The organism is Mycobacterium sp. 360MFTsu5.1 (assembly GCF_000383495.1).
In the GTDB taxonomy this organism is placed as follows: Bacteria; Actinomycetota; Actinomycetes; order Mycobacteriales; family Mycobacteriaceae; genus Mycobacterium; species Mycobacterium mucogenicum_B.
Genome location: NZ_KB911462.1, coordinates 587,848 through 611,310 on the forward strand (window position 1 = coordinate 587,848; position 23,463 = coordinate 611,310).

Sequence of the window (23,463 nt, forward strand, 5' to 3'; positions counted from 1 at the left end):
AATCAGGCTGACCTGCGGCGTTCCTGCCAGAGCACGGCAGCCAGGCAGACGGCTGCCAGGACCGCGATGATGACGGCGAAGCTGACCCCGGCCGCCTGCAGACCCCACCGCTGCGCGGCGAAGCCCAGGCTGACAACCGGCAGCGAGATGGCCACGTAGGCCACGACGAAGTACGTCGAACTGACTTCGGCGCGACGCTCGGTCGCGGTGCCTTCCACGACGGCCGCCAAGCCCCGGCTGAAGCTGATGCCCTGCCCGATGCCGGCCACGACAGCGGCGACCAGCAGGCCGGCCAGCGATGAAAATTGCAGGGCCACAGCCAGAATCGCCATCCCCGCGACCAGGATCGCGCAGCCCAGCGCGACGGCCCGCGGGGGATGCAGGCGCCGCCCGGCCAGTTGCGCGGCGGCGGAGGCGGCGAAGATCGATGCCGCGACAGCACCGCCGACGGCGTGGTTGTCGATGCCGATGACGCTGCTGACGAACGACGGTGCCACCGCCGTGAACAGGCCCATCACCGCGAATCCGGCGAAGGCGGCAGTGGCCGCGAGGACGAAGGTGGCCCGGACCTCGGCGGGGACCGACAGCCGCTGGAAACCGATTCGGCCGGTGCGGTTCGACGTCTCGGGGACCAGCCACACCGCGGCGATGGCCAGCACGGCCAGCACGATGTGCACGAGGAACGGCAGTTGCAGCGGGTGCGGCGCGTACTGCACCAGCAGGCCGGCCACGACGGGCCCGGCGCCCAGTCCGCCGATGTTGGCGATCGTGGCGCCGGCTGCGGCCTGCTCGCGCCGCTCCTCCGGCACGGACTCGACGACGGCGGCCGTCGCGGTACCGGTGAAGATGCCCGCCGACAGCCCGGACAGCAGGCGTCCCACCAACAGCAACGGCACGCTGTCGGCATAGAGGAAGACGACGGCGCTCGCGATGGCGGCCACCGCACCCGCGATCAGCACCGGACGCCGGCCGACGGCGTCGGACCAGCGGCCGAACAGCAGCAGCGCGGCCAGCACGCCGATGGCGTAGGCCGAGAAGATGACCGTCGTCGTCAGGACCGCGAAGTGCAGTTCGTGGGCGTACAGCGCGTAGATCGGCGTCGGCAGCGTGGTGCCCAACATGATGGCGGCGAAGGCGTAGGCCAGCAGCGGAAAACCAAGGCGCGAGGTCACGGTTCGAGTCTGGAGCACGGGTAAGGCAACACGGGCAAGACCCGCTGGCATTCCGTGGCGCTCATCGGACGGTGCGCGGTGGTGCGGGAGACGTCACGACGATCACCTCGGCGGTCTCGTCGCCGACCTGGCGGAGCTTGTGCTGCGTGGCCGCGTCGAAGTAGGCGCAGTCACCTGTGGACAGCTCGACGAGGCGGCCGTCGTAGTTGAGTTCGACGGTCCCGGAGTGCACGAACACGAACTCCTGACCGGGATGCGTCGGATGGGCATGGGCGGCGAACTGGCGGCCCGGGCGCACGACGAACGGCGACATGGCCTTCCCGAGCATGCCCGCGGCGATCGCCTGATTGCGGGCGGTGCCACGGTCGGCGGCGCGTTCAACGGCGAAGGTGGTGACTTCCGGATCGTCGGAAAACAGTTGCGCCACATCGACATCGAGCGTGCGTGAGATTTTCAGCGCGGCGGCGATGGACGGCACGCTCTGGCCGCGCTCGACCTTGGACAGGTAGCTCTTGGTCAGCCCGGTACCGGCTGCCAGCTCCTCCAGCGTCATTCCGCGTTGCTGGCGCACCGCACGCAACAAGCCACTCACGGCACTGAGGATACCGCATTGACTGCATGACACTTTGTGTCCTATGGTCGGCAATGTGTCATCAAGGTGCGGCCACGCACCGAGGCTGAGGGAGGTTCCGATGACCGACACCATGCACGACTCCAAGAGCGAACTGATGCAGCGCGCCGAAGACGGGCTGAACCGCCATATCGCGGAGTCCGAACTGACCGTCCGCGAGAAGCTGGCGCTGACCTGCCGGGCGCTGTTCGATGCCGGCCACGATTCGGGCCTGGCCGGGCAGATCACCGCCCGCGCCGAGGAGCCCGGCACGTACTACACGCAGCGGCTCGGGCTGGGCTTCGACGAGATCACCGCGGGTAACCTGCTGCTCGTCGACGAAGACCTCAATGTCCTCGACGGCGGTGGAATGGCGAACCCTGCCAACCGTTTTCACTCCTGGATCTACCGCGCCCGGCCAGATGTGAACTGCATCGTGCACACGCACCCGTTCCACGTCGCGGCGCTCTCGATGCTCGAAGTGCCCCTGGTCGTGTCGCAGATGGACATCGCGCCGCTGTACGACGACTGCGCCTTCCTGGCGGACTGGCCGGGCGTGCCCGTCGGCAACGAGGAAGGCGAGATCATCTCCGGTGCGCTGGGGGACAAGAAGGCGATCCTGCTGGCCCACCACGGTCAGGTCGTCGCCGGCGCCAGCGTCGAGGAAGCCTGCTCACTGGCCATGCTCATCGAACGCGGCGCCAAGCTCCAGCTGGCCGCCATGGCTGCCGGCACCATCGCCCCGCTGCCCGACCGGCTGGCCCGCGAGGCCCATGACTGGACGCTGACGCCCAAACGCAGCGTCGCCAACTTCGCCTACTACGCGCGCCGTGCCCTGGTGCGCCACCCCGACGCCCTCGACCACTGACCAACAGTAGAAAGCAGACACCCATGACTGAGACACCCACGATTCACGGCATCATCGCCTACCCGATCACCCCATTCACCGCCGACGGTGGCGCCGTCGACACCGAGACGCTGGCCGCCGTCGTCGAGCAACTCGTCAGCACCGGCGCGCACGCCATCGCTCCGCTGGGCAGCACCGGCGAATCGGCGTACCTCACCGAGGACGAGTTCGACGCCGTCGTCGACACCACGGTCGCCACCGTCGCCGGCCGCGTCCCTGTCATCGTCGGGGCCTCAGACCTGACCACTGCCAACACCATTCGGCGCGCGCGGTACGCGCAGCAGGCCGATGCCGACGCGGTGATGGTGCTGCCGATCTCGTACTGGAAGCTGAACGAGCGCGAGATTTTCCAGCACTACGCCAGCATTTCGGCCGCCGTCGACCTGCCGATCATGGTCTACAACAACCCCGCCACCAGTGGCATCGACATGGCGCCGGAACTGCTGGTGCGGATGTTCAACGACATCGACAACGTGCGCATGGTCAAGGAATCGACGGGCGACCTGACCCGGATGCTGCGCATCAAGGAGCTCTCCGGCGGGGCGCTGCCGTTCTACAACGGAAGCAATCCATTGGTGCTCGACGCGCTACTCGCCGGTGCGTCCGGATGGTGCACGGCCGCACCGAATCTGCGCCCGCGGCCCTGCGTCGAGCTGTACGACGCGGTGCGCAGCGGTGATCGGGTGCGTGCCCAGGAGATCTACGACGAACTCGCGCCGCTGCTGCGCTTCATCGTCGCCGGTGGTCTGCCGACGACCGTCAAAGCCGGGCTGGATCTGCTGGGGCGCAATGCCGGTGATCCGCGTCCGCCGCTGTTGCCGCTCGACGAGGACGGCCGCGCCGAACTCAAAGGCCTGCTGGCCAGCGCGTGAGTACGGTTACTGAACCGGGCAGGCGTACTTGCGGGCCACGTCCATCACGCGCTGCTGCGCGCCGGGCCCGATGACGCCCTGTGCGGCCAGTTCGAGATTGATGTAGCCGGGGATGCCGCCGATGCACGCCTGGTGCGCCACGCGCCAGGCGGTGTCGGGGTTCAGGTTGTAGCCGTTGCGCTCCAGGCCCTGCAGGTACTGGTCGAATTCCGGCGTGCCCTGGTCGGGTATGGCGCTGGCCGCGCCGGCCAGCGCCACTGCGGCAGCCACCGCCGCGAAAAATGCCGCGACTGTACGTCTCATGTCCGTCCCCCTACAGGCATGTCCACCGGGTATCGGCTTACACGTTCGCATATCGCGCCGACGCAGAAACTACGAACCGTCGTAATCGGGGTGCGCTCACCAGAGTCCTAGACTGACGTGATGTCGAAGCTGCAGCTGGTTCAGGAGCCGTCCGCCGACGCACTGCTGGAGTCCAACCCGTTCGCACTGCTGGTCGGGATGCTCTTGGATCAGCAGATTCCGATGGAAGTCGCGTTCGCCGGACCGAAGAAGCTCGAGGACCGGATGGGCTCGCTCGACGCCCGCGAGATCGCCGAGTACAACCCTGACAAGTTCGCCGAGCTGTTCGCGCAAACCCCTGCGGTGCACCGCTTTCCGGGCTCCATGGCCAAGCGCGTGCAGGCCCTGTCGCAGGTGATCGTCGACGAGTACGACGGTAACGCCGCGGCCCTGTGGACCACCGGTGACGCCGACGGTAAAGAGGTGCTGCGCCGGCTCAAGGCGCTGCCCGGCTTTGGCGAGCAGAAGGCCAAGATCTTCCTGGCGCTGCTCGGCAAGCAGTACGGCGTCACGCCCGAGGGCTGGCGCGCCGCGGCCGGCGACTACGGGAAGCAGGGCACGCACATGTCCGTCGCCGACGTCGTCGACAAGGGCTCACTGGATCAGGTTCGTGCCTACAAGAAGCAGATGAAGGCAGCGGCGAAGGCCGCCAAGGCCTGAGCGCTCGACGCGATCAGAGCGGCGGACCATCGAACCGCTCGCGGGTGGCGAACTCCGAAACCGGACGCCGGGTCAGCTTCGTCACCTGCTTGACCGGCTTGCCCAGCGGCAGCATGCATGCGACGGCGTAGTTGTCGGGGATGCCGAGGAGGTCGCGCACCTTGGGCTCCTGCGCGACCACCATGGTCGTCAGCACGCCGCCGTAGCCCTCGTTGCGCGCGGCCAGCAGGATGCCCCAGACGAACGGGTAGATCGACGCGCCGCTGATGACGCCGATGCGATCCAGGTGCTGATCGAACGCCGCCGCCACACCGAGATCCAGGCACACGACGAGCACGACCTCGGCGCCCAGCAGCGTCCCGGTGACCATGCCGTCGGGGACCGGCGTGGCCTCGACGACCGCGGGGTCAACACCGCAGGGCTGCAACGGGTTCCAGGGGCCTTCGCCGGCAGCGATCTGCGCGATGTACTGCCGGGCGCCGGGCTTGGACAGCTCGCCCAGCTTCTTGCGGGTTTCGACGTCACGCACCGCGATCACCCGCGCGCCCTGACGGTTGCCGCCACTCGGGGCGAAGCGCGCGTTGTCGAGGATGCGCTCGAGCACCTCGTCGGGCAGGGGCTCGCCGCTGAACTTGCGGACAGCCCCGGTCGTGCGCATGACGTCGTAAATCTCCATACCGACCATCATGCGTATGGGATGGTGATGTGCATGGCTAAGACACACTTGAATTGCCCCTGCGGCGAGGCGATTTCCGGCAGCGACGAGGACGATCTGGTCGAGAAGGCCCAGGCCCACCTCGCCGAGCAGCACCCCGGTCGCGAGTACGACCGCGAGATGATCCTATTTATGGCTTACTGAGCCACCCAAAAAGCGAGCGTGGCTGCCGTTGGGGGGTAGCCACGCTCGCTGCTGTGTAGTCGGGTCGTGTCCGGCCGTCATACTGGCGACCGTGACGCCGAGAAAGGCAGGGGAGCCGACTCCCGAGCGGGGCTGGCTGACGCCGAAGCAACAGCGGGCCTGGGTCGCCTACATGCGGGTACAGCTTCGGATGAACTACGAGATGAACCGGCAGCTGCAAGCCGACTCGGGGCTCTCGCTCGCCGACTACGACGTGCTGGTCGCGCTCAGCGGCGACAACGGCGGCGGCCTGCGCGTCAGTGACCTGGCCGCGCAGATCGGCTGGGAACGCAGCCGGCTCTCGCATCAATTGCGGCGCATGGAAGAACGCGGCTTGACCGAGCGCCGCCCGAGCACCGAGGACGGCCGCACGACCAATGTCGTGCTCACCGCCAGCGGGCGGCGGGCGATCGCCGAGGCCGCGCCCGCACACGTCGACCTGGTGCGGAGTCTGTTCTTCGATCCGCTGCCGGAGAACCTGCTCGGACCGTTCACCGCGGCGCTGGAGCACATTCACGTCAACCTCGATCACAACAGCTCGCTCCCGCCCGCACCGGGCTAAGATTAGGTGATAAATCACCTATAAGGAGCCTCATGAGCGAAGTTATCGCCCGTTTGATGGAAGCCAATCTGCTCGCCGTGTTCGATGAACGCGATCCACAGCTCCGTGCCGCCGCGATCGCGGAGACCTACTCGGACGACGTCACGTGGATCGATGACGACGGCATCACCGTCGGCCACGAGCAGTTGAATGCCAAGGCAGCTGAGCTGCAGGAAAAGCTGACCGGCTTGCACTTCGTGAAGGCCGGCCCGGTGCGCCAGACACGCGGTCTGGGTTTCCTGGCGTGGGAGGTTCGCGCGCCGGACGGTGTCACGGTGGCATCGGGTTTCGACGTCGCAGAGATCGTCGACGAGCGTATCGTTCGGCTGTGGACCGTGCTGGATGCCGTGGAATAGGTGATAGATCACCTATGTTGTGACTGCCGTACAGCACACAACAGTGAGGACAACGATCATGGGACAGCTCGACGGCAAGACGGCACTGGTCACCGGAGGAACGTCGGGCATCGGCCTGGCGACCGCAAAGCGCCTCGCGGACGAGGGCGCGTACGTCTTCATCACGGGACGTGACCGCGCGCGGCTCGACGAGGCCGCTGCAGCCATCGGTGCGCACGGTGTCCAGAGCGACATCAGCAAGCCTGAGGAACTCGACGTCCTGGCCGCCGCGATCGCCGAGCACGGCGCGGGGCTCGACGTCGTCTTCGCAAATGCCGGCGGCGGCGACTTCGCGACCCTCGCCGATGTGACACCGCAGCACTACCGCGACAACTTCGACCGCAACGTGGCCGGCACGGTGTTCACGGTGCAGAAGACGCTGCCGCTGCTCAATGACGGCGCGTCGATCATCCTCGCCGGCTCCACCGCCGCGTCTGAAGGTGTTCCGGCGTTCGGGCTCTACGCCGCATCCAAAGCTGCCATCCGGTCGCTTGGTCGCACGTGGGCGGCCGAGCTCGCCGATCGCAACATCCGGGTCAACACCGTCGTCCCTGGCCCGATCGAAACGCCTGGACTGACCGGCTTGGCGCCGGCCGAGCAGAAGCAGGGTCTGCTTGACGGCCTGGCTGCCCAGGTACCGCTGAAGCGGTTGGGCCGCCCTGAGGAGATCGCGGCCGCGGTGCTGTTCCTGGCTTCGGACCAGAGCAGCTTCATGACCGGTGCCGAATTGGCCGTCGACGGTGGCCAGATTCAGCTCTGACTGCCATATCGGGACGATGCCGTGAGCTGGTTGACCGCGGTATCGTCCCGACGCCACGGCTGGTTTGATCGCCCGAGTACGCGGCTATGCCCCTGGGTATGCACGAGGTTCTGGAACGCGAAGGCAAGTGGGACGTCGATGACCGGTTTCGGTTGCCCGATCTACGCGGCATCGTCGCCGACGCTGACATCGAGCACGACACCGTCGACCTCACCAGCGACTACTACGACACCAGCGACCGTGACCTACTTGCGCACCGCGTCCAGTTGCGTCGCCGCTCCGGCGACGCAGACACGGGGTGGCAGTTGAAGGTCCCGGCGGCCGATGGGCGCGTCGAACTGCACTGGACGTCCACGGAGAAACTGCCCGATGCAGCCGCCGAACTCCTCAGTGGCATCAGCCTCGGCAAGCAACTGGCGAGCATCGCCACGATCCACACCGTCCGAGATCGGTACCGGCTGGCCGAGCCCGGATCCGGCGAACTCTATGCCGAAATTGCCGACGACTCGGTGCGCGCATCGGCGAACGAGCGGCTGCTCGCTTGGCGCGAGGTCGAGGTTGAACTCGGGCCGCACACCCCGTCGATTCCGAAGCGCCTCATCCGCCGTCTGAAAGCCGCGGGCGCCCGGCCGTCGCGCTTTCCGTCGAAGCTCGCCCACGTCCTGCCGCAGATCCGGTCCGTCGAGCACGTGTCGCCCGCGGCGCGCGCATTGCTCCGGTACCTCGACGGCCAGATCGACCAGATCGTGTTGGGCGACATCGAATTACGGCGTGGGCAGGACCCCATCCACGACACGCGGGTGGCGATCCGGCGGCTGCGGAGCACGCTGCGGGTGTTCGGCAAGCTGCTGGATCAGACCTCGGTCGAGCAGCTCGACGAGGACCTGCGATGGTTCGCCGGGCTGCTCGGCGAGGTCCGCGACTGTCAGGTGCAACAGCGCAGATTCGCCGAAGCGCTCGACGAGTTGCCCGAGGAATTGGTCCTGGGTCCGGTCCGGGCGCGCATTCGCAACGACCTGCAAGCGATCGAGTTGCCCGCCCGTGTGCGCGTCACCGAGGCCATGGACTCGCCGCGGTACCGGGCGATGATGACGGTGCTGCGGTCATGGCGCACCGCGCCGCCGGTGGATCTCGAGACGCGCACCGCCGAACTCGTCAAGCGGGCGCGTAAGGCCCAGCGGAAAGCCGATCGACGGCTCGTCGCAGCGCTCGGTGGCGATGATTTTGACTCCGCGCTGTTGCATCGTGCCCGCAAGGCTGCCAAGCGCGCCCGGTATGCCGCGGAGCTATGTCGGGACGTCGGCGGCTCGAAGCAGACGAAGCGAACGGTCAAGCACTACAAGCAGTTTCAGTCGATCCTGGGTGATCATCAGGACACCGTGGTCGCTTCGGGCATACTGCGCCGCCTGGCGCTGGCGAGTGGCACGACGGCCGGCGAGAACGGCTTCACCTTCGGCCTGCTGTACGGCCGCGAACAGCGGATAGCTGACGCGTGCCGACAGCAGGCGCGAGAGATGTTGTGATTACGGCACCACCGACGAACCAATGGTGGGCATGAACTGGCACTGCTTCTCGGTCGTCGTCACCTGACCGAAGATGGTCGACATGATGCTGCCCGAGCCGGTGTCGACGATGGCGGTCAGCGTCGTCGGGCCCTGCGGGTTGATGTCGGCCTGCGGCTTGAGCGTCGCACTGCCCGACTTGCCGGTGGTCAGGTTGACCCAGGTGACGTTCAGCGGCAGCTTCTGCTCGGCGGCGGGGCCGGGCGTGCCCACCGCGGTGAACACGTAGGCGGTCTGGCCGGGGCCGGGGCCCGGGGTCGGAATCTTCGCGGGACCGGCGACGCTGATGGCCGTCGCCAGGATGTTGCCGCCGTCGGCGCCGCAGCCGTTGCTGATCGACGGGTACATGAAGTCCTGCGTGATGGGCGTGCCCGGGCCGAACGCGCCGGCCGGCGCGGGCGCCGGGGCGGCGTCGGGAGCCGGGACCGTCGCGGCGGCCTGGGTGACCGGAGCGGCGGCCGGCACGGCTTCAGGGGCCGGAGCCGGAGCCGGCGCGGGTGCCGGAGCGGGCGCCGGAGCAGGGGCTGCGGCGGGCGCAGGTGCGGGTGCGGCTTCGGGGGCCGGTGCCGGTGCGGCCTCGGCCACCGGGCCGACGGCGTGCACCGGGTCGACGCCCGCGGGCAGGTGGGCCTCGGCGCCCGGCACCGCGCCGGGAGCCGGCACGTGGTTCGCGGCCGGGTCGGCGGCGAACTGGTTCACGGCGTTGGCCAGATTCTTCGAATCCGACGGTGCCGCCTTGTTCCCGGCGAACGCCCGGGCTGCTGCCATGAGCAGCTCCGCGGCACCCGCCGGGTCAGCGGCGGCCTGCTGGATCACCGGGGCGAGAGTCTGCATGGCCGGCAGGCCAGGAGCCTGAAGGCCATCGATGGGCAGCGGCAACGGCAGTGGCGACGCTGGATCAGCGTGCGCGACGGTGGCCGCGCTGATCGTGAGTGCGACGGACGCGCCGAGTGCGACGAACAGCTTCCTCGATTGCATGACTCTCTCCCCGGTTTCGTATCGGTTATCTGGTTACGGCGCGGATCACGGCAAGCCGGAGGTGATGACCGGCGCGAGGCTGGTCAGGCTCATGAGTCCCGGCACGACGCCCGGGATGGCCTGTGCTGCCGGCGCGGCAGCTGCCACAGCGGCGGGTGCGGTGGCCAGCGGCGACGCCGCAGCCGGAGCGGCGAGCGGAGCCGTGGCGGCGGCCAGCGGTGCGGCAGCGGCCGGAGCAGCGGCAGCCAGCGGTGCGGCCAACGGTGCGGTCGCGGCGGCGAGCGGTGCAGTCAGCGGCGAGGTCGCAGCGGTTGCGGCGGTCGCAGCCGGCGCGGCGGCAGCAGCGGGCTGCGGCAGCAGGTTCGCCAGCGGGGTACCGGCCGGCAGCAGCGAGGTCAGGTCACCGGGGAAGGCGACCTGCTTCGGCAGCGGCACGGGCGAGCCCGGAATCTGCGGCAGGTTGATGTTGGCCGACGGGATCAGGCCCTGGGCCGGAGCCGGCGCAGCAGCGGCAGCCGGGGCAGCGGCCGCCGGTGCGGTGGCGCCGGGGACCAGGTTCTGGGGCAGGGTCACCGACGCGGTGGCGGCGGGAGCGGCCGGTGCGGCGGCCGGCGCGCCCGAGGTCAGGGCCTGGGTGACACCCGACAGCGCCTGGACCGGAGCCTGGGCGAGTTCGTTGACCAGCGGCGTGCCGGGCACGACGGGGGCCGGGGCCGCGGGGGCCGGGTCGGCGGCGGCGACCGCGCTCAGCGCGATCGCCACCGGCACTGCTCCGGCGGCGGCAATCATGCTGGTGGCCAACAATTTTCCAGTGGTGCGTGTGCGCATTTTGGGGGTCCTCCCGGTCCAAGTCGTGGCGCGTCATCACCGAAGCTATTCAGTTACTGGTGTTACTCAAGTGACACGTGTGGCATTTATAGATCCGTTACTGATCGGAAGGCGAAGGGTGACCGACCGTTACAGTCATGCGATAAACACCGCCACGCGATCAGTTCTCCGCTGGGCGCCGCTGATGCTGGCGCTCAGCGTCGCTGCGCGCTTCGCCTGGACCTACCTGGTGCCCAACGGAGCCAACTTCGTCGACCTCCACGTGTACGTCGGCGGCGCGGCGACTCTCGGCAGTGGCCACCCGCTGTACGACTACGTCTACGCCGACCAGACGCCCGACTTCCCGCTGCCGTTCACCTATCCGCCGTTCGCGGCGGTGCTGTTCTATCCGCTGCACTTCGTGCCGTTCGGTTTGCTGGCGTTCTGCTGGCAGGTCGGCATCATCGGCGCGCTCTACGGCGTGGTGTGGATCAGCTTGCGGCTCATCGGTTCTGCCGATCCCGCGCATCGGCTGGCCATGGCGTGGACGGCCGTCGGCATCTGGACCGAGCCGCTGCGCAGCACGTTCGACTACGGGCAGATCAACGTCATCCTCGTACTGGGCGCTCTCTACGCGGTCTACAGCACCCGCTGGTGGTGGTCCGGTCTGCTGGTCGGTCTGGCCGCCGGGGTGAAGCTGACACCCGCGGTGACGGGGCTCTATTTCCTGGGCGTCCGCCGGTGGGGTGCTGCGGTGTTCGCGGCCGTCACCTTCGCCGGCACTGTGCTGGTGTCGTGGCTGGTGCTGCGTGGTCAGGCGCTCTACTACTTCACCGACCTGCTCGGCGACGCCAACCGGATCGGTCCCGTCGCGACGTCGTTCAACCAGTCCTGGCGCGGCGCGATCTCACGAATCGTCGGCCACGACGCCGGTTTCGAGCCCGCGGTGCTGATCGCGGTGGTGCTGACGGCCGTGCTGGCGGTGTTCGCCTGGCGCGCCGTCTACGGTCCCGACCGGCCCGACCGACTGGGCGCGCTGCTCGTCGTGCAGTTGTTCGGGCTGCTGTTCTCGCCGATCTCGTGGACCCACCACTGGGTGTGGCTGATCCCGCTGATGATGTGGCTGTGGCACGGGCCGTTCGCGGCGCTCGCTTCCGCGCGGGTCTTGCGCTGGACCTGGCTGGTGCTGCTGCTCGTCGGCGTGCCGTGGCTGCTGAGTTTCGCGCAGCCGACGATCTGGGTGATCAGCCGTCCGTGGTACCTGGCGTGGGCGGGGCTGATCTACCCGGTGATGACGGTGGTGACGCTGGCGTGGATGGCCCTACGAATCAGGCCTAGACGACGAGTCCGTTGATGTCCGTGGCCATCTCCACGTCCTTGTCGGTGATGCCACCTTCGGAATGCGTGACCAGCGTGAAAGTCACTGTCCGCCAACGGATGTCGATGTCCGGATGATGGTCCTTGGCTTCCGCGTGGATCGCCACCCGGCGGACGGCATCGATGCCGTCGAGGAACGCCGGGAACTTCACGGACCTGTGTAGTGCGCCGTCGGCGCGTTCCCAACCTTCGGGCAGTGCGGCGTCTACTTGTTCATCGGTGAGGACGGCCATGGTTTCGAACGTACTCCGGCCCACGCCCCTACGCCGAGAGTGCGGGCTACCGGTGGTGGACCTCGGCGCGTCATCTCGGTAGCCGTCACACTCGACGTGCGGCCGGACCGGCAGCCCACACCTGTCTGTCGATCTGCCTGTGGATAACCGCGTTCGCGTCGGCATTTCTGTCGGTGCCGACTTCCAAAGTGGCGGTATGGACGAGCCTTTCCGCGGATCGGATGCGCTGCGCGCCGGCGTGCTCACCGAACATCGACTCCGCAACTACTTCCGTCCGGTGTTTCGCGATGTGTATGTCGCCAACGACACGGTGATGACCGCTGCGCTCAAGGCGCGGGCCGCGTGGCTGGCAGTCGGACCCGACGTGGTCCTGGCCGGTGTCTCCGCGGCGGCGGTGCATCGCGCCGAATGGCTTGACCCAGACCTTCCTGCCGTCGTCGTGCGCAACGATCGACACTGCCCATCGGGCATGGTCGTCCATTCGTATGACCTTGCGCCGCAAGAAGTTTGCACGGTACGCGGCATGCTTGTCACGACACCGGCGCGTACTGCCTTCGATCTAGGCCGGCTGTTGCCGGCGCCGGAAGCGGTTCCGATTCTCGATGCACTGATCCGATCGACGGTGTTGGAGACATCGGAGGTCTGGGATATTGCGGCTGCCCATCCCGGCCTGCGTGGCGTCCGACGGCTGGGAGGCACGGTCGGTCTTGCCGACGGCGGCGCCGAGACTGCGCTTCAGTCGCGCGTCCGCACGCTGTTGGCGAAAGCAAATCTGCCGCCCCTGGAAACCCAAATTCTGGTGGGTGACGAGCTCGGGCCGGTGTTCACCCGAGCTCACATGGGATGGCGACAGTGGCAGGTGGTCGTCCAGTGCGATGAGGATCTCGACTGGACCTTGGAACGACGATCGTGGCAGTTCGAGTACACGGAGAACCTGGAACGAATCGGGTGGCGCAATGTGTGGGTGACCGCAGCAATGATGCGCGACCCACGGATGGTGGCGTGGCGCGTCAACGATGCGGTTCGAATCGCGCGCCGTCGACTTCCGCTGAATCGCGGCGCCGAACGTGGCGCTAGGTGGTGACGACACGCGGATGGTTGGCGCGGTAGTCCACACATTCGACGTAGCAAGCCGGGTGGCAAGTAGGTTCAGAGCCGTGATCGTCGTCGCCGGAGCCCTCATCGCCGACGCCAGACTGCTGGTCGCTCAGCGCAATCGGCCGCCGGAACTTGCCGGCCTCTGGGAGCTGCCGGGTGGGAAGGTCGCGCCGGGGGAGACCGACGCGCAGGCGCTGGTCCGTGAACTCCACGAGGAGCTGGGCGTCACCGTGGCCGTCGGGGAGAAGCTGGGCGAGGACGTGCCGTTGTCCGACACCGTCACATTGCGGGCGTATCGGGTGTCGACCGACGACGCGCCCCACGCCCACGATCACCACGCCGTGCGCTGGGTGGGCGCAGCCGACCTGGAAGACCTGCCCTGGGTGCCGGCGGACCGCGCCTGGCTCGCGGAGCTGAAGGACGCGCTGACTCAGTAGTGCAGCTTGTCGCCGACGACGCGCGTCGACGCCATCGCCGTGCCGTGCTGCGCGGTGTACAGCGGGTGCAGCAGCGCGGGGTACTTGCAATGCGGGCAGTCGGTCTTCGGCTTGTTCACCGTGGAGAACGCCAAATGGTGACACGCAGCACACCTCACCACGAAGAATCCGCCCGCCCAATTGGCCAATCCGGCGAATATCGCGGCTGTTGCGCCGAGCGCCAGCACGAACCCGATGACTCCGGTCAACACTTCGTAGATGGTCATGACGGCGACCTCCTCGCGCTGGTTTCCCCGAACTGACGAGACGTTTCCACGGTACTCGCGAAACCGGCATCGAGGCAGGTCAATACCTATATCTCAAGCCTTGCGGGCGCGCTTGTAAACCTTCTCGAGATCCTTGCCGTGAACCCCGTGGTGCGCCGCCTTCTGGACCTTGTGCAACACCAGCGGACACCGCTTGCACCGGGGCTTGCTGCGGCAGCACTTCTTCTTCGGTTTAGCCCCGGCGAGCTTGCTGGCCTTCATCGATTAGCAGTTTTGCCAGGCCGTTCGCGGTTTCGCAAACCGACCCCCTCGCTGCGACAATCTTGGGCGTGAGTGAGCAGGCCAGTGCCGGATTCAGAAATGTCGCCATCGTCGCACACGTCGACCACGGCAAGACGACCCTCGTCGACGCCATGCTGCGGCAGTCCGGAGCCCTGGACCGGGGTGACGACTCCACCGAACGCATCATGGACTCGGGTGACCTGGAGAAGGAAAAGGGCATCACGATCCTGGCCAAGAACACCGCGGTGCACCGGCACAACGCCGACGGCACCGTGACGGTCATCAACGTGATCGACACCCCCGGCCACGCCGACTTCGGTGGTGAGGTCGAGCGCGGTCTGTCGATGGTCGACGGTGTCGTGCTGCTGGTCGACGCCTCCGAGGGCCCGCTGCCGCAGACCCGCTTCGTGCTGCGCAAGGCACTGGCCGCGCACCTGCCCGTCATCCTCGTGGTGAACAAGACCGACCGGCCTGACGCCCGTATCGCCGAGGTCGTCGAGGAGAGCCACGACCTGCTGCTCGACGTCGCCTCCGACCTGGACGAGGAAGCCCAGGCCGCGGCCGAGAAGGCCCTGGACCTGCCGACCCTGTACGCCTCGGGTCGCGCCGGCGTGGCCTCGACCGTCCAGCCCGCCAACGGCGAGGTGCCCGACAGCGAGAACCTGGACCCGCTGTTCGACGTGCTGCTCGAGCACATCCCGGCGCCCAAGGGCAACCCGGACGCCCCGCTGCAGGCCCTGGTCACCAACCTCGACGCGTCGGCCTTCCTCGGCCGTCTGGCGCTCGTCCGGATTTACAACGGCAAGCTCAAGAAGGGCCAGCAGGTGGCCTGGATGCGTGAGGTCGACGGCGCGCCCGTCATCACCACCGGCAAGATCACCGAGCTGCTCGTCACCGTCGGCGTCGAGCGCACCCCGACCACCGAAGCCGTCGCCGGCGACATCGTCGCTGTCGCGGGTATGCCCGAGATCATGATCGGCGACACCCTCGCCGACCCCGATCACGCGCACGCCCTGCCGCGTATCACCGTCGACGAGCCGGCCATCTCGGTGACCATCGGCACCAACAGCTCGCCGCTGGCCGGCAAGGTCTCCGGTCACAAGCTGACGGCTCGAATGGTCAAGTCCCGCTTGGATTCCGAGCTCATCGGTAACGTCTCGATCCGCGTTGTCGACATCGGCCGCCCGGACGCCTGGGAGGTCCAGGGCCGTGGTGAGCTGGCGCTGGCCGTGCTCGTCGAGCAGATGCGCCGCGAAGGCTTCGAGATGACCGTCGGCAAGCCGCAGGTGGTCACCCGGCAGATCGACGGCAAGCTGCACGAGCCGTTCGAAGCCATGACCATCGACTGTCCCGACGAGTTCGTCGGCGCCATCACCCAGCTGATGGCCGCCCGCAAGGGCCGCATGGAAGAGATGACGAACCACGCCGCCGGCTGGGTCCGCATGGACTTCATCGTGCCGTCGCGTGGCCTGATCGGCTTCCGCACCGACTTCCTGACCCTGACACGCGGCACCGGCATCGCCAACGCCGTGTTCGACGGCTACCGCCCGTGGGCCGGCGAGATCCGCGCCCGCCACACCGGTTCGCTGGTCTCCGACCGCAGCGGCTCGGTGACCCCGTTCGCGATGATCCAGCTGGCTGACCGTGGTCAGTTCTTCGTCGAGCCGGGCCAGGACACCTACGAGGGCCAGGTCGTGGGCATCAACCCGCGCGCCGAGGACCTCGACATCAACGTCACCCGCGAGAAGAAGCTGACGAACATGCGCAGCTCGACGGCCGACGTCATGGAGACCCTGGCGCGCCCGCTGGAGCTCGGCCTGGAGCAGGCCATGGAGTTCTGCGCCGAGGACGAGTGCGTCGAGGTCACGCCCGAAGTCGTGCGCGTGCGCAAGGTCGAGCTGACCGCGAGCCTGCGCGCTCGCGCCAAGGCCCGCGAGAAGGCCCGCAACTAACGATCCAAGCCGAAAGGCCGGTTGGCGCACGCGTTTTCGCGGAGTGCTAACCGGCCTTCTGGTTTTGGTCCAGCCAGGCGACGCCTTCCTCGGCCGCCTTGATCAGCGCGCCGCGCTCACCGAAGTACGTCGACACCGCGCCGACCCACGGCAGCGCGCTCAAGCGCTGCCACCACTTCGTCGGCTGTGGCCGCTTGGCGATCTCGTCGAACGTCGCGCGCAGGATGCCGGCCAGCTGCCAGACGGTCTTCACGACAACGACCGGCAGCGACGACGTGATGGCCTCCAGGGGCTTCCAGCCGTCCGGCGGGGTTTCGGGAAGCGGGTCCGGTTCCGGGGGCTGCGGCACGTCGAAGTCAGCAGGAAGCTGCCGCCCGCACAACACCGCGGCCAGCAGCCGCACCTGCTCACGCCGATCGGTGACGCCGTATTCGCGGGCCACCGCGCACAACACGATGGCGTCGTTGATGAACCCGGCCAACTCGCTCACCGGCAGCACCCGGGCCAGCCAACCGAACGCGCCCGGTGTGGCCACCAGCAGTGTGTTCAGCGCACCGACGCGGTGCACCCACCAATGGATGCGCTCGTCGCGGCTCAGCCGCTCCCACGCGGCGGTGCCGGGCAGGTCGGCGGCGTTCAGCAGATGGGCGCCCGCGTTCAACGCGCGGTCCGTGGTGCTGGGGCTGCGACCGGCCTCGGCGCGACGGTGCCCCACCCGCAGCCGACGGACCAGGTCACCCACCCCGCGCGGCGGACGCAGCAGGCGGTGGGTGCGCTTACGCAGCCCGATCGGGTCGGCTTGTGACAGCACATTGAGCAAGGGGTTGATGACGGCGACGGCGCGGCTCAGCGCGTCGGCGACGTCGGCGTCGGACAGTGGGGTGTACGGCTTCGGCAGTAGGCCCATACCGGAGATTGTGGACCACATCAGGGGCGAGCGGAACGACGGGGATTTGCATCGGTGGCCTCGGATGGTGGTTCGGGCTCACGGTGCCGATACCCTGACTCTCGTGCCGACCGCCCGCCGCCAGCTGATGACGACAGGCGCACTGGTGTCGGTTCTGGCGCTCGCGGGCTGCACCGTCAGCCCGCCGCCGGCGCCGCGCAGCACCGAGACGACCAAGACCGTCGTCCCGCCGCCACCGAAGATGAGCCAGATCATCATGGCCATCGACTGGATCGGCCCCGGGTTCAACCCGCATCTGCAATCCGACCAGTCGCCGGTCAACGCGGCCATCTCGGCGCTGGTCCTGCCGAGCTCGTTCCGGCCCATCGCCGATCCGGCGGCGCCGTCGGGCTCGCGCTGGGAGCTGGACCCGTCGTTGCTGTTGTCGGCCGACGTGACAAATCAGAACCCGTTCACCGTCACGTACAAGATCCGTCCCGAGGCGCAGTGGACCGACAACGCGCCCATCGCTGCCGACGACTACTGGTACCAGTGGCGCCAGATGGTCAGTCAGCCCGGCGTCGTCGACCCGGCCGGCTACGACCTGGTGACCGGTGTCCAGTCGGTCGACGGCGGTAAGACGGCCGTGGTGACGTTCGCCAAGCCCTACCCGGCCTGGCGGGAGTTGTTCAACAACATCCTGCCGGCGCACATCGTCAAGGACGTGCCGGGCGGTTTCGGTGCGGGCCTCGCGCGGGCCATGCCGGTGACCGGCGGTCAGTTCCGCGTCGAGAGCATCGACCCGCAGCGCGACGAAATCCTGCTGGCGCGCAACGACCGGTACTGGAGCGTGCCGTCGGTTCCCGACCAGGTGCTGTTCCGGCGCGGGGGATCGCCTGCGGCCCTTGCTGATTCGATCCGCAACCGGGACACCCAGGTGGCCCAGGTACACGGCGGACAGGCGACGTTCGCGCAACTCGCCGCCATCCCGGGCGTGCGGACCGCACGCATCGTCACCCCGCGGGTCATGCAGCTGACGTTGCGCGCGCAGCGTCCCGCGCTGACCGATGTCCAGGTCCGCAAGGCACTGCTGGGCCTCCTCGACGTCGGCCTGCTGGCCGCCGTCGGCGCGGGCAGCGACAACACCGTGACGCTGGCGCAGGCGCAGATCCGGACACCGTCGGACCCGGGCTACGTGCCGACGGCGCCACCGGCCCTGGACCGCAACGCCGCGATGGACCTGTTGGTGCGTGCCGGGTACAACATCGAGCCCGACGTCGCGCCACCGTCGCCGCCCGGCATGCCACCGCCACCGGGCCACGATCGGCTGGTCAAGGACGGCAAGCCGCTGGGGCTGGCGATCGGCGTCGCCGCCAACGACCCGACGTCGGTCGCGGTGGCCAACACCGCCGCTGACCAACTGCGCAGCGTCGGCATCGAGGCCACCGTGCTGGCCATGGATCCCGTGGTTCTGTACGCCGACGGACTGGAGCGCGTCGACGCGATCGTCGGCTGGCGCCATGCCGGCGGCGACCTGGCGACCGTGCTGGCGTCGCGCTACGGCTGCCCGGGATTGGACGCGACGGCCGTGTCTACTGCGACGCCGCCGGCACCGACCCAGCAGCCGACCCAGCAGCCGACGTCGGCATCGACCTCGAAAACCGCGGTGCCGCAGCCGTCGACACCGACGGTGACGTCGACGGCGCCGACCCTCCCGCTGCCCAAGCCGCTCGGCGGAGATCAGCTGGTGCAGGCGCCCAGTAACTTGACGGGCATCTGCGACCACGCGATCCAGCCGCGGATCGATGCGGCGCTGGCCGGCACCGAGAAGATCGGTGACGTGCTGAACGAGTTGGAGCCCAAGCTCTGGGCGATGGAGACGGTGCTGCCGATCCTGCAGGACACCACGATCGTCGCGGCCGGGCCGACGGTGCAGAACGTCAGCCTCACCGGCGCCGTCCCGGTCGGGATCGTGGGCGACGCCGGCAAGTGGGTCAAGGTTCCCTGAGCGGTTCGTGAGCCGGCGCCGCAGTAGCGGCCGCCCGCTTGGCTGACTGTTCCCGCAGCAGCCGGATGCCGTGCGACGAGTACGCGGCCACCGCGAACACCAGCAGCAGCCAGATCGGCGGATGCGCCAGTTCCCAGACGAACAACGCCGCGAACGCCGGCGCGCGCTGCGTGATGGCGAGGACGCCCGCCGCACATGTCAGGGCCACCGCGGGTACGTGCAGGTGCGTATCGGCCAGGCCGTTGAGCGCGAACGTCGCGACGGTGCCCGCGGCCGCGCCGGTGGCCAGCGCAGGGGTGATCAGGCCGCCGACGGCGCCGACCCGCAGATACAGCGCGGTGAGCAATGGCTTGAGTATCAGGAGTACCGCGGCGGCGGCGAGGCTCAGTTGCGCGTCGACGCTGACGATCAGCACGCTGCGGCCGTTGCCGGGCAGCTCGGGCCGGTAGATCGAGCAGATGCCGGTCACCAGCCCGGCCAGGGCGACGCCCGGGATGAGCACCCAGGACGTCAGCTGTGGCTTGGGCCCAGCGACTGCCATCAGCTTGTTGAAGACCAGGCCGATCACCACCGCAAGCGGTGCGATGGCCAGCGCCAGCGTGGCGAATTGGTACGACAGTGCCGGATCCGGCCAGATGAGATCGCGCTCGAAATGCGTGACGGGGTGCGACACCGCGACCGCCAGGCTCGACGTGATGAGCGCCGTGCCGACGACCTTGGGATGCCAGGTGCCCATCATGACGCGCGCCGCGAAGAACGCCCCGCCCAGCGGCACGCTGTACACCGCGCCCAGGCCGGCGCCCGCGGCGCACGACAGCAGAATCTCGCGGTCGCGGGCCGTCAACGTCCCGAGCGTCGACGACGTGAGCCGCCCGAGCCACGTCGTCCCGTAGCTGCTGAGCACCGCGGCCAATTGGCGCGGCGCCGTCTCCCGGCCGAGCGAGGCACCCGTGCCGACGGCCAGTGCCTGCAGCGCCGCGTCGGCCGCCATCGGTAGATGCTGCATCGGCTTCGTGCCGGCGATGGTCGCCGACAACGACGGAGTCCCGCTGCGGCGCCGCAGGATCCACCAGCCGAGCCCCGCCAGCGCCCCGCCGATCGCCGGTGCCAGCGCGCGCCGAACCGGCGAACTGGCGCCGATGCCGTCGAGCAGGAGGCCGTACGAATAGTGGTAGGCGAGATGTTCGACGGCGTGCAGCAGTGAGACCGTCAGTGCCCCGGCGACTCCGGCGAGCAGGCCGGTGAGCAGCACCGCACTGCCGAACTCCAGTGCACGTCGCGTCACCCGGTGAATGTATGCCAGCCTGGGGGATATGGAGACCCCACGGCTGCTGTTCGTCCATGCCCATCCGGATGACGAGACACTGACTACCGGAGCGACCATCGCGCACTACGCGGCCCGCGGCGCCGACGTACGGGTGCTCACGTGCACCCTGGGCGAAGAGGGTGAGGTCATCGGTTCGCAGTGGGCGCAGCTGGCGGTCGACGGAGCAGACCAGCTCGGTGGCTACCGCATCGGCGAATTGACCTCGGCGCTGCGGGAATTGGGCGTCGACCGGCCGCGGTATCTGGGCGGCGCCGGGCGTTGGCGCGACTCCGGCATGGAAGGCAGCCCGGCACGGCACCGCCAGCGGTTCGCCGACGCCGACATGGACGAGGCCGTCGCCGAACTGGTGGCGGTGCTGCGGGACTTCCGCCCGCACGTCGTCGTCACCTACGACCCCAACGGCGGGTACGGGCATCCCGACCACATCCAGGCGCACCGGGTGACGACGGCCGCGGTCGCCGCGTCGGCGGGCGACGGTCATCCGGGCGAGCCGTGGCAGGTCCCGAAGTTCTACTGGACCGTGATGGACGGCGAGTCGATGGCCGAAGCCCTCGAATCGCTCAACGGCATCGAGCTGCCCGAGAGCTGGGTGCGGATCCCGGCCACCGCGCTGCCCTTCGACCTCGGCCACCGCATCGACGCCATCATCGACGCGCAGGACAGCCTGCCGGCCAAGGTCGCCGCCATGCGCGCCCATGAGACGCAGGTGACGGTCGAGCCGACCGGCCGGGTCTTTGCCCTGTCCAACAACATCGCGCTGCCGATCAGCGCCCTCGAGCACTACGTGTTGGTCGACGGCAAGCCAGGCGAGCGTGACGACCGTGGTGTGGAAACTGACCTACTCAGCGGGATAAACCTGGCGTGACACCGGGAAGCGGGGGAGTAGGGTAGCCGCCATGGACTCGGATCTGGACCCCAACTTGCAGCACCTGCAGGGCCTCGGCGACAACTATCAGTGGGTCGTCGGTTCGCTGGTTTCGCTGCTCGACAGCATCCCGACCTGACGTCTGTCCCGGTGCGCGCCGACTCCGGTCGGGCGCGTTCGTTGATGCTCGGTGTGCTGGCGCTCGACGGCGTCTTGTCCGCCATTGCCGGCGCACTGTTCCTGCCGCTCTATCTCGGCCCCGTGCCGTTCCCGATCAGTGGCCTGCTCAGTGGTCTCGTCAACGCGGCCCTGGTCTGGGCCGGCCTGCAGTGGACGTCCCGTCCGCGCCTGGCCGCGCTCCCGATGTGGGCCTGGTTGTCGACGGTCGTGCTTCTGCTGCTCGGTGGGCCCGGCGATGACGTGGTGTTCGGCGGCCGCGGAATCATGCAGGCCTCACCGTTGATCTTCTTGCTGCTCGGTGCGACGCCGCCCGGCGTGGTGTTGTGGCGAAATGCCCAGCGGCGCGCCGCATTGCCGGATTAGCGCCCGGGCTCTCTGCACAACTCGCGTCCGGAGTCGTCAACTTTCCTTGACGTCAAGGAAAGTTGACGACTCCTGGTCGACTGTGTGACCAGAGACGGCTGTCCCGGTCCGGGTTCAGCTCTTGGCCGCGTGGCTTGCCGAACCGGCACTTTGGCCGCCGGTCGCGCCCTGCGACTGGCCGGTGCCCTTGTCGCCCTTGGTCTTGCCGCTTGCGGCCTTGTCGCCCTTGCCGGGCTTCGCGGTTCCGGTGGTGCCGGTCGGGTGATCCGTGGCGGCGTTGGTGTTCGTGGCCTCGGTCTTGTCGCCCGCCTTCTTGCCGGGCTTCTTGACGGGCTTGGGTGCCTTGACCTCGTCCTGCGGCTTGGCCGGGCCTTCGGGGTCGCCGGTTGCCGGAGTGCCCGCCTTGGGCTCGTCGGTTTTCGGCTCGGTCTTGGGCTCGGTCGTCGGGTCAGCCTTGGGCTCGGTCTTCGGGTCGGTCTTCGGGTCGGTGGCTTTCGGATCCGCCTTCGGGTCCGCCTTGGGCTCGGCCTGTGGGTCGGTCGGCTGCTGCCCGGCTTCGGTGCCCGTGGTCTGCGTGCTCTTGTCGTCGGACTTGGCCTTGTCGTCCGCCTTCGTCGGCGTCACAGCCGGCGTCTCGGCAGTCTTCTCGGCGGCCTTGTCCGCAGGGTTGTCAGCGGCCTTGTCGGCCGGGGTCTGCGCGGCGGTCGGCGCGAGCTTGCTCGCCGGGTCGGTCTCCGCGGCGACCTTGTCGGCGGCGACCTTGGCGGGCATCAGGCCGGCGGCCAGGCTGGTCAGCGTGGTCTGGACCGTCTTGGCGATCGACTCGAGCGTCGTCTGTGTCGCGGCCAGCGATCCGATGGGCGGCAGCGGCGGAATCGGCGGGATGAGCCACCCGAAGAAGTAGTTGAACTCCGCGATACCGAAGTTGATGACGTCGTTGACCGAGTAACGGATGGCGTTACCGATGCCGTTGACCCACACACCCAGGTTGAGCGGATTGTTCACGATCGGCACGACCGCCTGGTAGAAGATGTTGTCCGAGACCGGCCGGATGAGGGTCCAGTAGAAGATGTCGGTCTGGGCGGCGACCGTGCCCGCGAACGGCACGAACCAGTTCAGCCAGTAGAGAACGTCGGTGGCGTAGTCGACGCCCCAGTCCACCCAGGCCTGAATGCCGGTGTACGCGTTGGTCAGCCAGTCACTGGCCGCGTTCGTCGGGGTGACGACCGGCCCGGCTGCCGACGGTGCGGCCGCCAACGGGTTCGGCCCGACCTTGGGGACGACGCCCGCGGCAGGCAGCTTGGGCGGTGCCGGCGGCGCCATGTTGCTCGCCGCGGCCAGCAGCTTGACCATGGCCTCGGTCAGGTGCGGCTGGACGGTGGTCGGGTGGGCCGGGACCGCGACGTCGGCGGGAACCACCTGGATGGGGGTCAGTGCGAGAGCTGTGGCGGTCGCAGCGGCGGCGCCCGCCATCACATACGAGCGGACAGAAACGGACACCATGACTCCTTGAACTGATCGCGTCCCGACCCACTGAACTTACGCGCTCGTCACCAAATTCGGCTAATAGTCTGCGGGTTTGCTGTGGGTGTCGAGGCATGGGGCGCGCGCCGCGCCGACGAGCT

At 68.5% G+C, this 23,463-nt stretch carries 27 protein-coding genes; 15 read left to right on the top strand and 12 right to left on the bottom strand.

Annotation, left to right across the window (positions count from 1 at the left end; translation table 11 throughout):
• Positions 1–2: 2 nt before the first annotated feature.
• The gene (locus H289_RS0103120; RefSeq protein WP_051128365.1) at positions 3–1,223 is read right to left on the bottom strand and encodes an MFS transporter; all 1,221 of its coding nucleotides are present in this window, start codon (positions 1,221–1,223) and stop codon (positions 3–5) included.
• A 10-nt stretch (positions 1,224–1,233) separates the two neighbouring features.
• On the bottom strand, positions 1,234–1,764 hold the full coding sequence (locus H289_RS0103125) for a helix-turn-helix domain-containing protein (RefSeq protein ID WP_029104731.1): 531 nt from the start codon (positions 1,762–1,764) through the stop codon (positions 1,234–1,236).
• 100 nt (positions 1,765–1,864) lie between these two features.
• Between H289_RS0103125 and H289_RS0103130 the strand changes: the two genes are divergently transcribed.
• On the top strand, positions 1,865–2,650 hold the full coding sequence (locus H289_RS0103130; protein ID WP_020099292.1) for an aldolase: 786 nt from the start codon (positions 1,865–1,867) through the stop codon (positions 2,648–2,650).
• Positions 2,651–2,673: 23 nt separating this feature from the next.
• Positions 2,674–3,561, top strand: coding sequence for a dihydrodipicolinate synthase family protein (locus tag H289_RS0103135; RefSeq protein WP_020099293.1), 888 nt, complete (start codon positions 2,674–2,676; stop codon positions 3,559–3,561).
• A gap of 6 nt (positions 3,562–3,567) precedes the next feature.
• Here H289_RS0103135 and H289_RS0103140 read toward each other — a convergent pair whose 3' ends face one another.
• On the bottom strand, positions 3,568–3,864 hold the full coding sequence (locus H289_RS0103140; RefSeq protein ID WP_020099294.1) for a hypothetical protein: 297 nt from the start codon (positions 3,862–3,864) through the stop codon (positions 3,568–3,570).
• A 120-nt stretch (positions 3,865–3,984) separates the two neighbouring features.
• Here H289_RS0103140 and H289_RS0103145 point away from each other — a divergent pair, with 120 nt between their 5' ends.
• The gene (locus tag H289_RS0103145; RefSeq protein WP_020099295.1) at positions 3,985–4,563 is read left to right on the top strand and encodes an HhH-GPD-type base excision DNA repair protein; all 579 of its coding nucleotides are present in this window, start codon (positions 3,985–3,987) and stop codon (positions 4,561–4,563) included.
• Positions 4,564–4,576: 13 nt separating this feature from the next.
• Here H289_RS0103145 and H289_RS0103150 read toward each other — a convergent pair whose 3' ends face one another.
• Complete coding sequence (locus tag H289_RS0103150) at positions 4,577–5,239, bottom strand: nitroreductase family protein (RefSeq protein ID WP_029104732.1); 663 nt, start codon at positions 5,237–5,239, stop codon at positions 4,577–4,579.
• Between the two features lie 33 nt (positions 5,240–5,272).
• Between H289_RS0103150 and H289_RS32200 the strand changes: the two genes are divergently transcribed.
• The 5 genes from H289_RS32200 to H289_RS0103175 all read left to right on the top strand — a co-directional run bounded on the left by H289_RS32200 (position 5,273) and on the right by H289_RS0103175 (position 8,740).
• The gene (locus H289_RS32200) at positions 5,273–5,422 is read left to right on the top strand and encodes a DUF1059 domain-containing protein (protein WP_064859942.1); all 150 of its coding nucleotides are present in this window, start codon (positions 5,273–5,275) and stop codon (positions 5,420–5,422) included.
• Between the two features lie 172 nt (positions 5,423–5,594).
• Complete coding sequence (locus H289_RS0103160) at positions 5,595–6,023, top strand: MarR family winged helix-turn-helix transcriptional regulator (protein WP_196809973.1); 429 nt, start codon at positions 5,595–5,597, stop codon at positions 6,021–6,023.
• A gap of 32 nt (positions 6,024–6,055) precedes the next feature.
• Positions 6,056–6,418, top strand: a complete 363-nt coding sequence (locus tag H289_RS0103165; RefSeq protein ID WP_029104734.1) for a nuclear transport factor 2 family protein — start codon at positions 6,056–6,058, stop codon at positions 6,416–6,418.
• Positions 6,419–6,476: 58 nt separating this feature from the next.
• On the top strand, positions 6,477–7,217 hold the full coding sequence (locus tag H289_RS0103170; protein WP_020099300.1) for an SDR family NAD(P)-dependent oxidoreductase: 741 nt from the start codon (positions 6,477–6,479) through the stop codon (positions 7,215–7,217).
• Positions 7,218–7,315: 98 nt separating this feature from the next.
• Positions 7,316–8,740, top strand: a complete 1,425-nt coding sequence (locus H289_RS0103175; RefSeq protein WP_020099301.1) for a CYTH and CHAD domain-containing protein — start codon at positions 7,316–7,318, stop codon at positions 8,738–8,740.
• On the opposite strand, the gene H289_RS0103180 is transcribed toward H289_RS0103175, so the two are convergent.
• A complete protein-coding gene (locus H289_RS0103180; RefSeq protein ID WP_020099302.1) occupies positions 8,741–9,757 on the bottom strand; it encodes an Rv1157c family protein in 1,017 nt (338 codons plus the stop codon).
• Positions 9,758–9,802: 45 nt separating this feature from the next.
• A complete protein-coding gene (locus H289_RS29575) occupies positions 9,803–10,585 on the bottom strand; it encodes a hypothetical protein (RefSeq protein WP_353583053.1) in 783 nt (260 codons plus the stop codon).
• 184 nt (positions 10,586–10,769) lie between these two features.
• Between H289_RS29575 and H289_RS0103190 the strand changes: the two genes are divergently transcribed.
• Positions 10,770–11,918 (top strand): mannosyltransferase, encoded by a 1,149-nt coding sequence (locus H289_RS0103190; protein ID WP_020099304.1) that lies wholly within the window; start codon positions 10,770–10,772, stop codon positions 11,916–11,918.
• On the opposite strand, the gene H289_RS0103195 is transcribed toward H289_RS0103190, so the two are convergent.
• Positions 11,899–12,174, bottom strand: a complete 276-nt coding sequence (locus tag H289_RS0103195) for a 4a-hydroxytetrahydrobiopterin dehydratase (RefSeq protein WP_020099305.1) — start codon at positions 12,172–12,174, stop codon at positions 11,899–11,901. The two genes, H289_RS0103190 and H289_RS0103195, sit on opposite strands and share 20 nt — an antisense overlap.
• Before the next feature lie 196 nt (positions 12,175–12,370).
• Here H289_RS0103195 and H289_RS29580 point away from each other — a divergent pair, with 196 nt between their 5' ends.
• Both H289_RS29580 and H289_RS0103205 read left to right on the top strand, forming a co-directional pair.
• The gene (locus H289_RS29580; protein ID WP_020099306.1) at positions 12,371–13,258 is read left to right on the top strand and encodes a hypothetical protein; all 888 of its coding nucleotides are present in this window, start codon (positions 12,371–12,373) and stop codon (positions 13,256–13,258) included.
• Positions 13,259–13,331: 73 nt separating this feature from the next.
• A complete protein-coding gene (locus tag H289_RS0103205) occupies positions 13,332–13,709 on the top strand; it encodes a (deoxy)nucleoside triphosphate pyrophosphohydrolase (protein WP_020099307.1) in 378 nt (125 codons plus the stop codon).
• Here the strand turns inward: H289_RS0103205 and H289_RS0103210 are convergent.
• Both H289_RS0103210 and H289_RS32785 read right to left on the bottom strand, forming a co-directional pair.
• Positions 13,703–13,975, bottom strand: coding sequence for a hypothetical protein (locus H289_RS0103210; protein ID WP_020099308.1), 273 nt, complete (start codon positions 13,973–13,975; stop codon positions 13,703–13,705). The genes H289_RS0103205 and H289_RS0103210 overlap by 7 nt on opposite strands.
• A 93-nt stretch (positions 13,976–14,068) precedes the next feature.
• On the bottom strand, positions 14,069–14,236 hold the full coding sequence (locus H289_RS32785) for a hypothetical protein (RefSeq protein ID WP_020099309.1): 168 nt from the start codon (positions 14,234–14,236) through the stop codon (positions 14,069–14,071).
• A gap of 68 nt (positions 14,237–14,304) precedes the next feature.
• Here H289_RS32785 and typA point away from each other — a divergent pair, with 68 nt between their 5' ends.
• Complete coding sequence (gene typA, locus H289_RS0103220) at positions 14,305–16,209, top strand: translational GTPase TypA (protein ID WP_020099310.1); 1,905 nt, start codon at positions 14,305–14,307, stop codon at positions 16,207–16,209.
• A gap of 46 nt (positions 16,210–16,255) precedes the next feature.
• On the opposite strand, the gene H289_RS0103225 is transcribed toward typA, so the two are convergent.
• Positions 16,256–17,116 carry a hypothetical protein gene (locus tag H289_RS0103225; protein ID WP_020099311.1) on the bottom strand — a complete coding sequence of 287 codons (861 nt, stop codon included), beginning with the start codon at positions 17,114–17,116 and terminating at the stop codon, positions 16,256–16,258.
• 64 nt (positions 17,117–17,180) lie between these two features.
• Here H289_RS0103225 and H289_RS0103230 point away from each other — a divergent pair, with 64 nt between their 5' ends.
• Positions 17,181–19,103: an ABC transporter family substrate-binding protein gene (locus H289_RS0103230; protein ID WP_020099312.1), complete on the top strand. Its 1,923-nt coding sequence runs from the start codon at positions 17,181–17,183 to the stop codon at positions 19,101–19,103.
• On the opposite strand, the gene H289_RS0103235 is transcribed toward H289_RS0103230, so the two are convergent.
• Complete coding sequence (locus tag H289_RS0103235; RefSeq protein ID WP_020099313.1) at positions 19,090–20,388, bottom strand: chloride channel protein; 1,299 nt, start codon at positions 20,386–20,388, stop codon at positions 19,090–19,092. The two genes, H289_RS0103230 and H289_RS0103235, sit on opposite strands and share 14 nt — an antisense overlap.
• 28 nt (positions 20,389–20,416) lie before the next feature.
• Between H289_RS0103235 and mshB the strand changes: the two genes are divergently transcribed.
• Both mshB and H289_RS0103250 read left to right on the top strand, forming a co-directional pair.
• Positions 20,417–21,295 carry an N-acetyl-1-D-myo-inositol-2-amino-2-deoxy-alpha-D-glucopyranoside deacetylase gene (mshB, locus tag H289_RS0103240; RefSeq protein WP_020099314.1) on the top strand — a complete coding sequence of 293 codons (879 nt, stop codon included), beginning with the start codon at positions 20,417–20,419 and terminating at the stop codon, positions 21,293–21,295.
• 90 nt (positions 21,296–21,385) lie between these two features.
• Positions 21,386–21,838 (top strand): hypothetical protein, encoded by a 453-nt coding sequence (locus H289_RS0103250; RefSeq protein WP_081633287.1) that lies wholly within the window; start codon positions 21,386–21,388, stop codon positions 21,836–21,838.
• 114 nt (positions 21,839–21,952) lie between these two features.
• On the opposite strand, the gene H289_RS31680 is transcribed toward H289_RS0103250, so the two are convergent.
• Positions 21,953–23,338, bottom strand: a complete 1,386-nt coding sequence (locus tag H289_RS31680) for a prolipoprotein diacylglyceryl transferase (protein WP_155944000.1) — start codon at positions 23,336–23,338, stop codon at positions 21,953–21,955.
• Between the last annotated feature and the right edge of the window lie 125 nt (positions 23,339–23,463).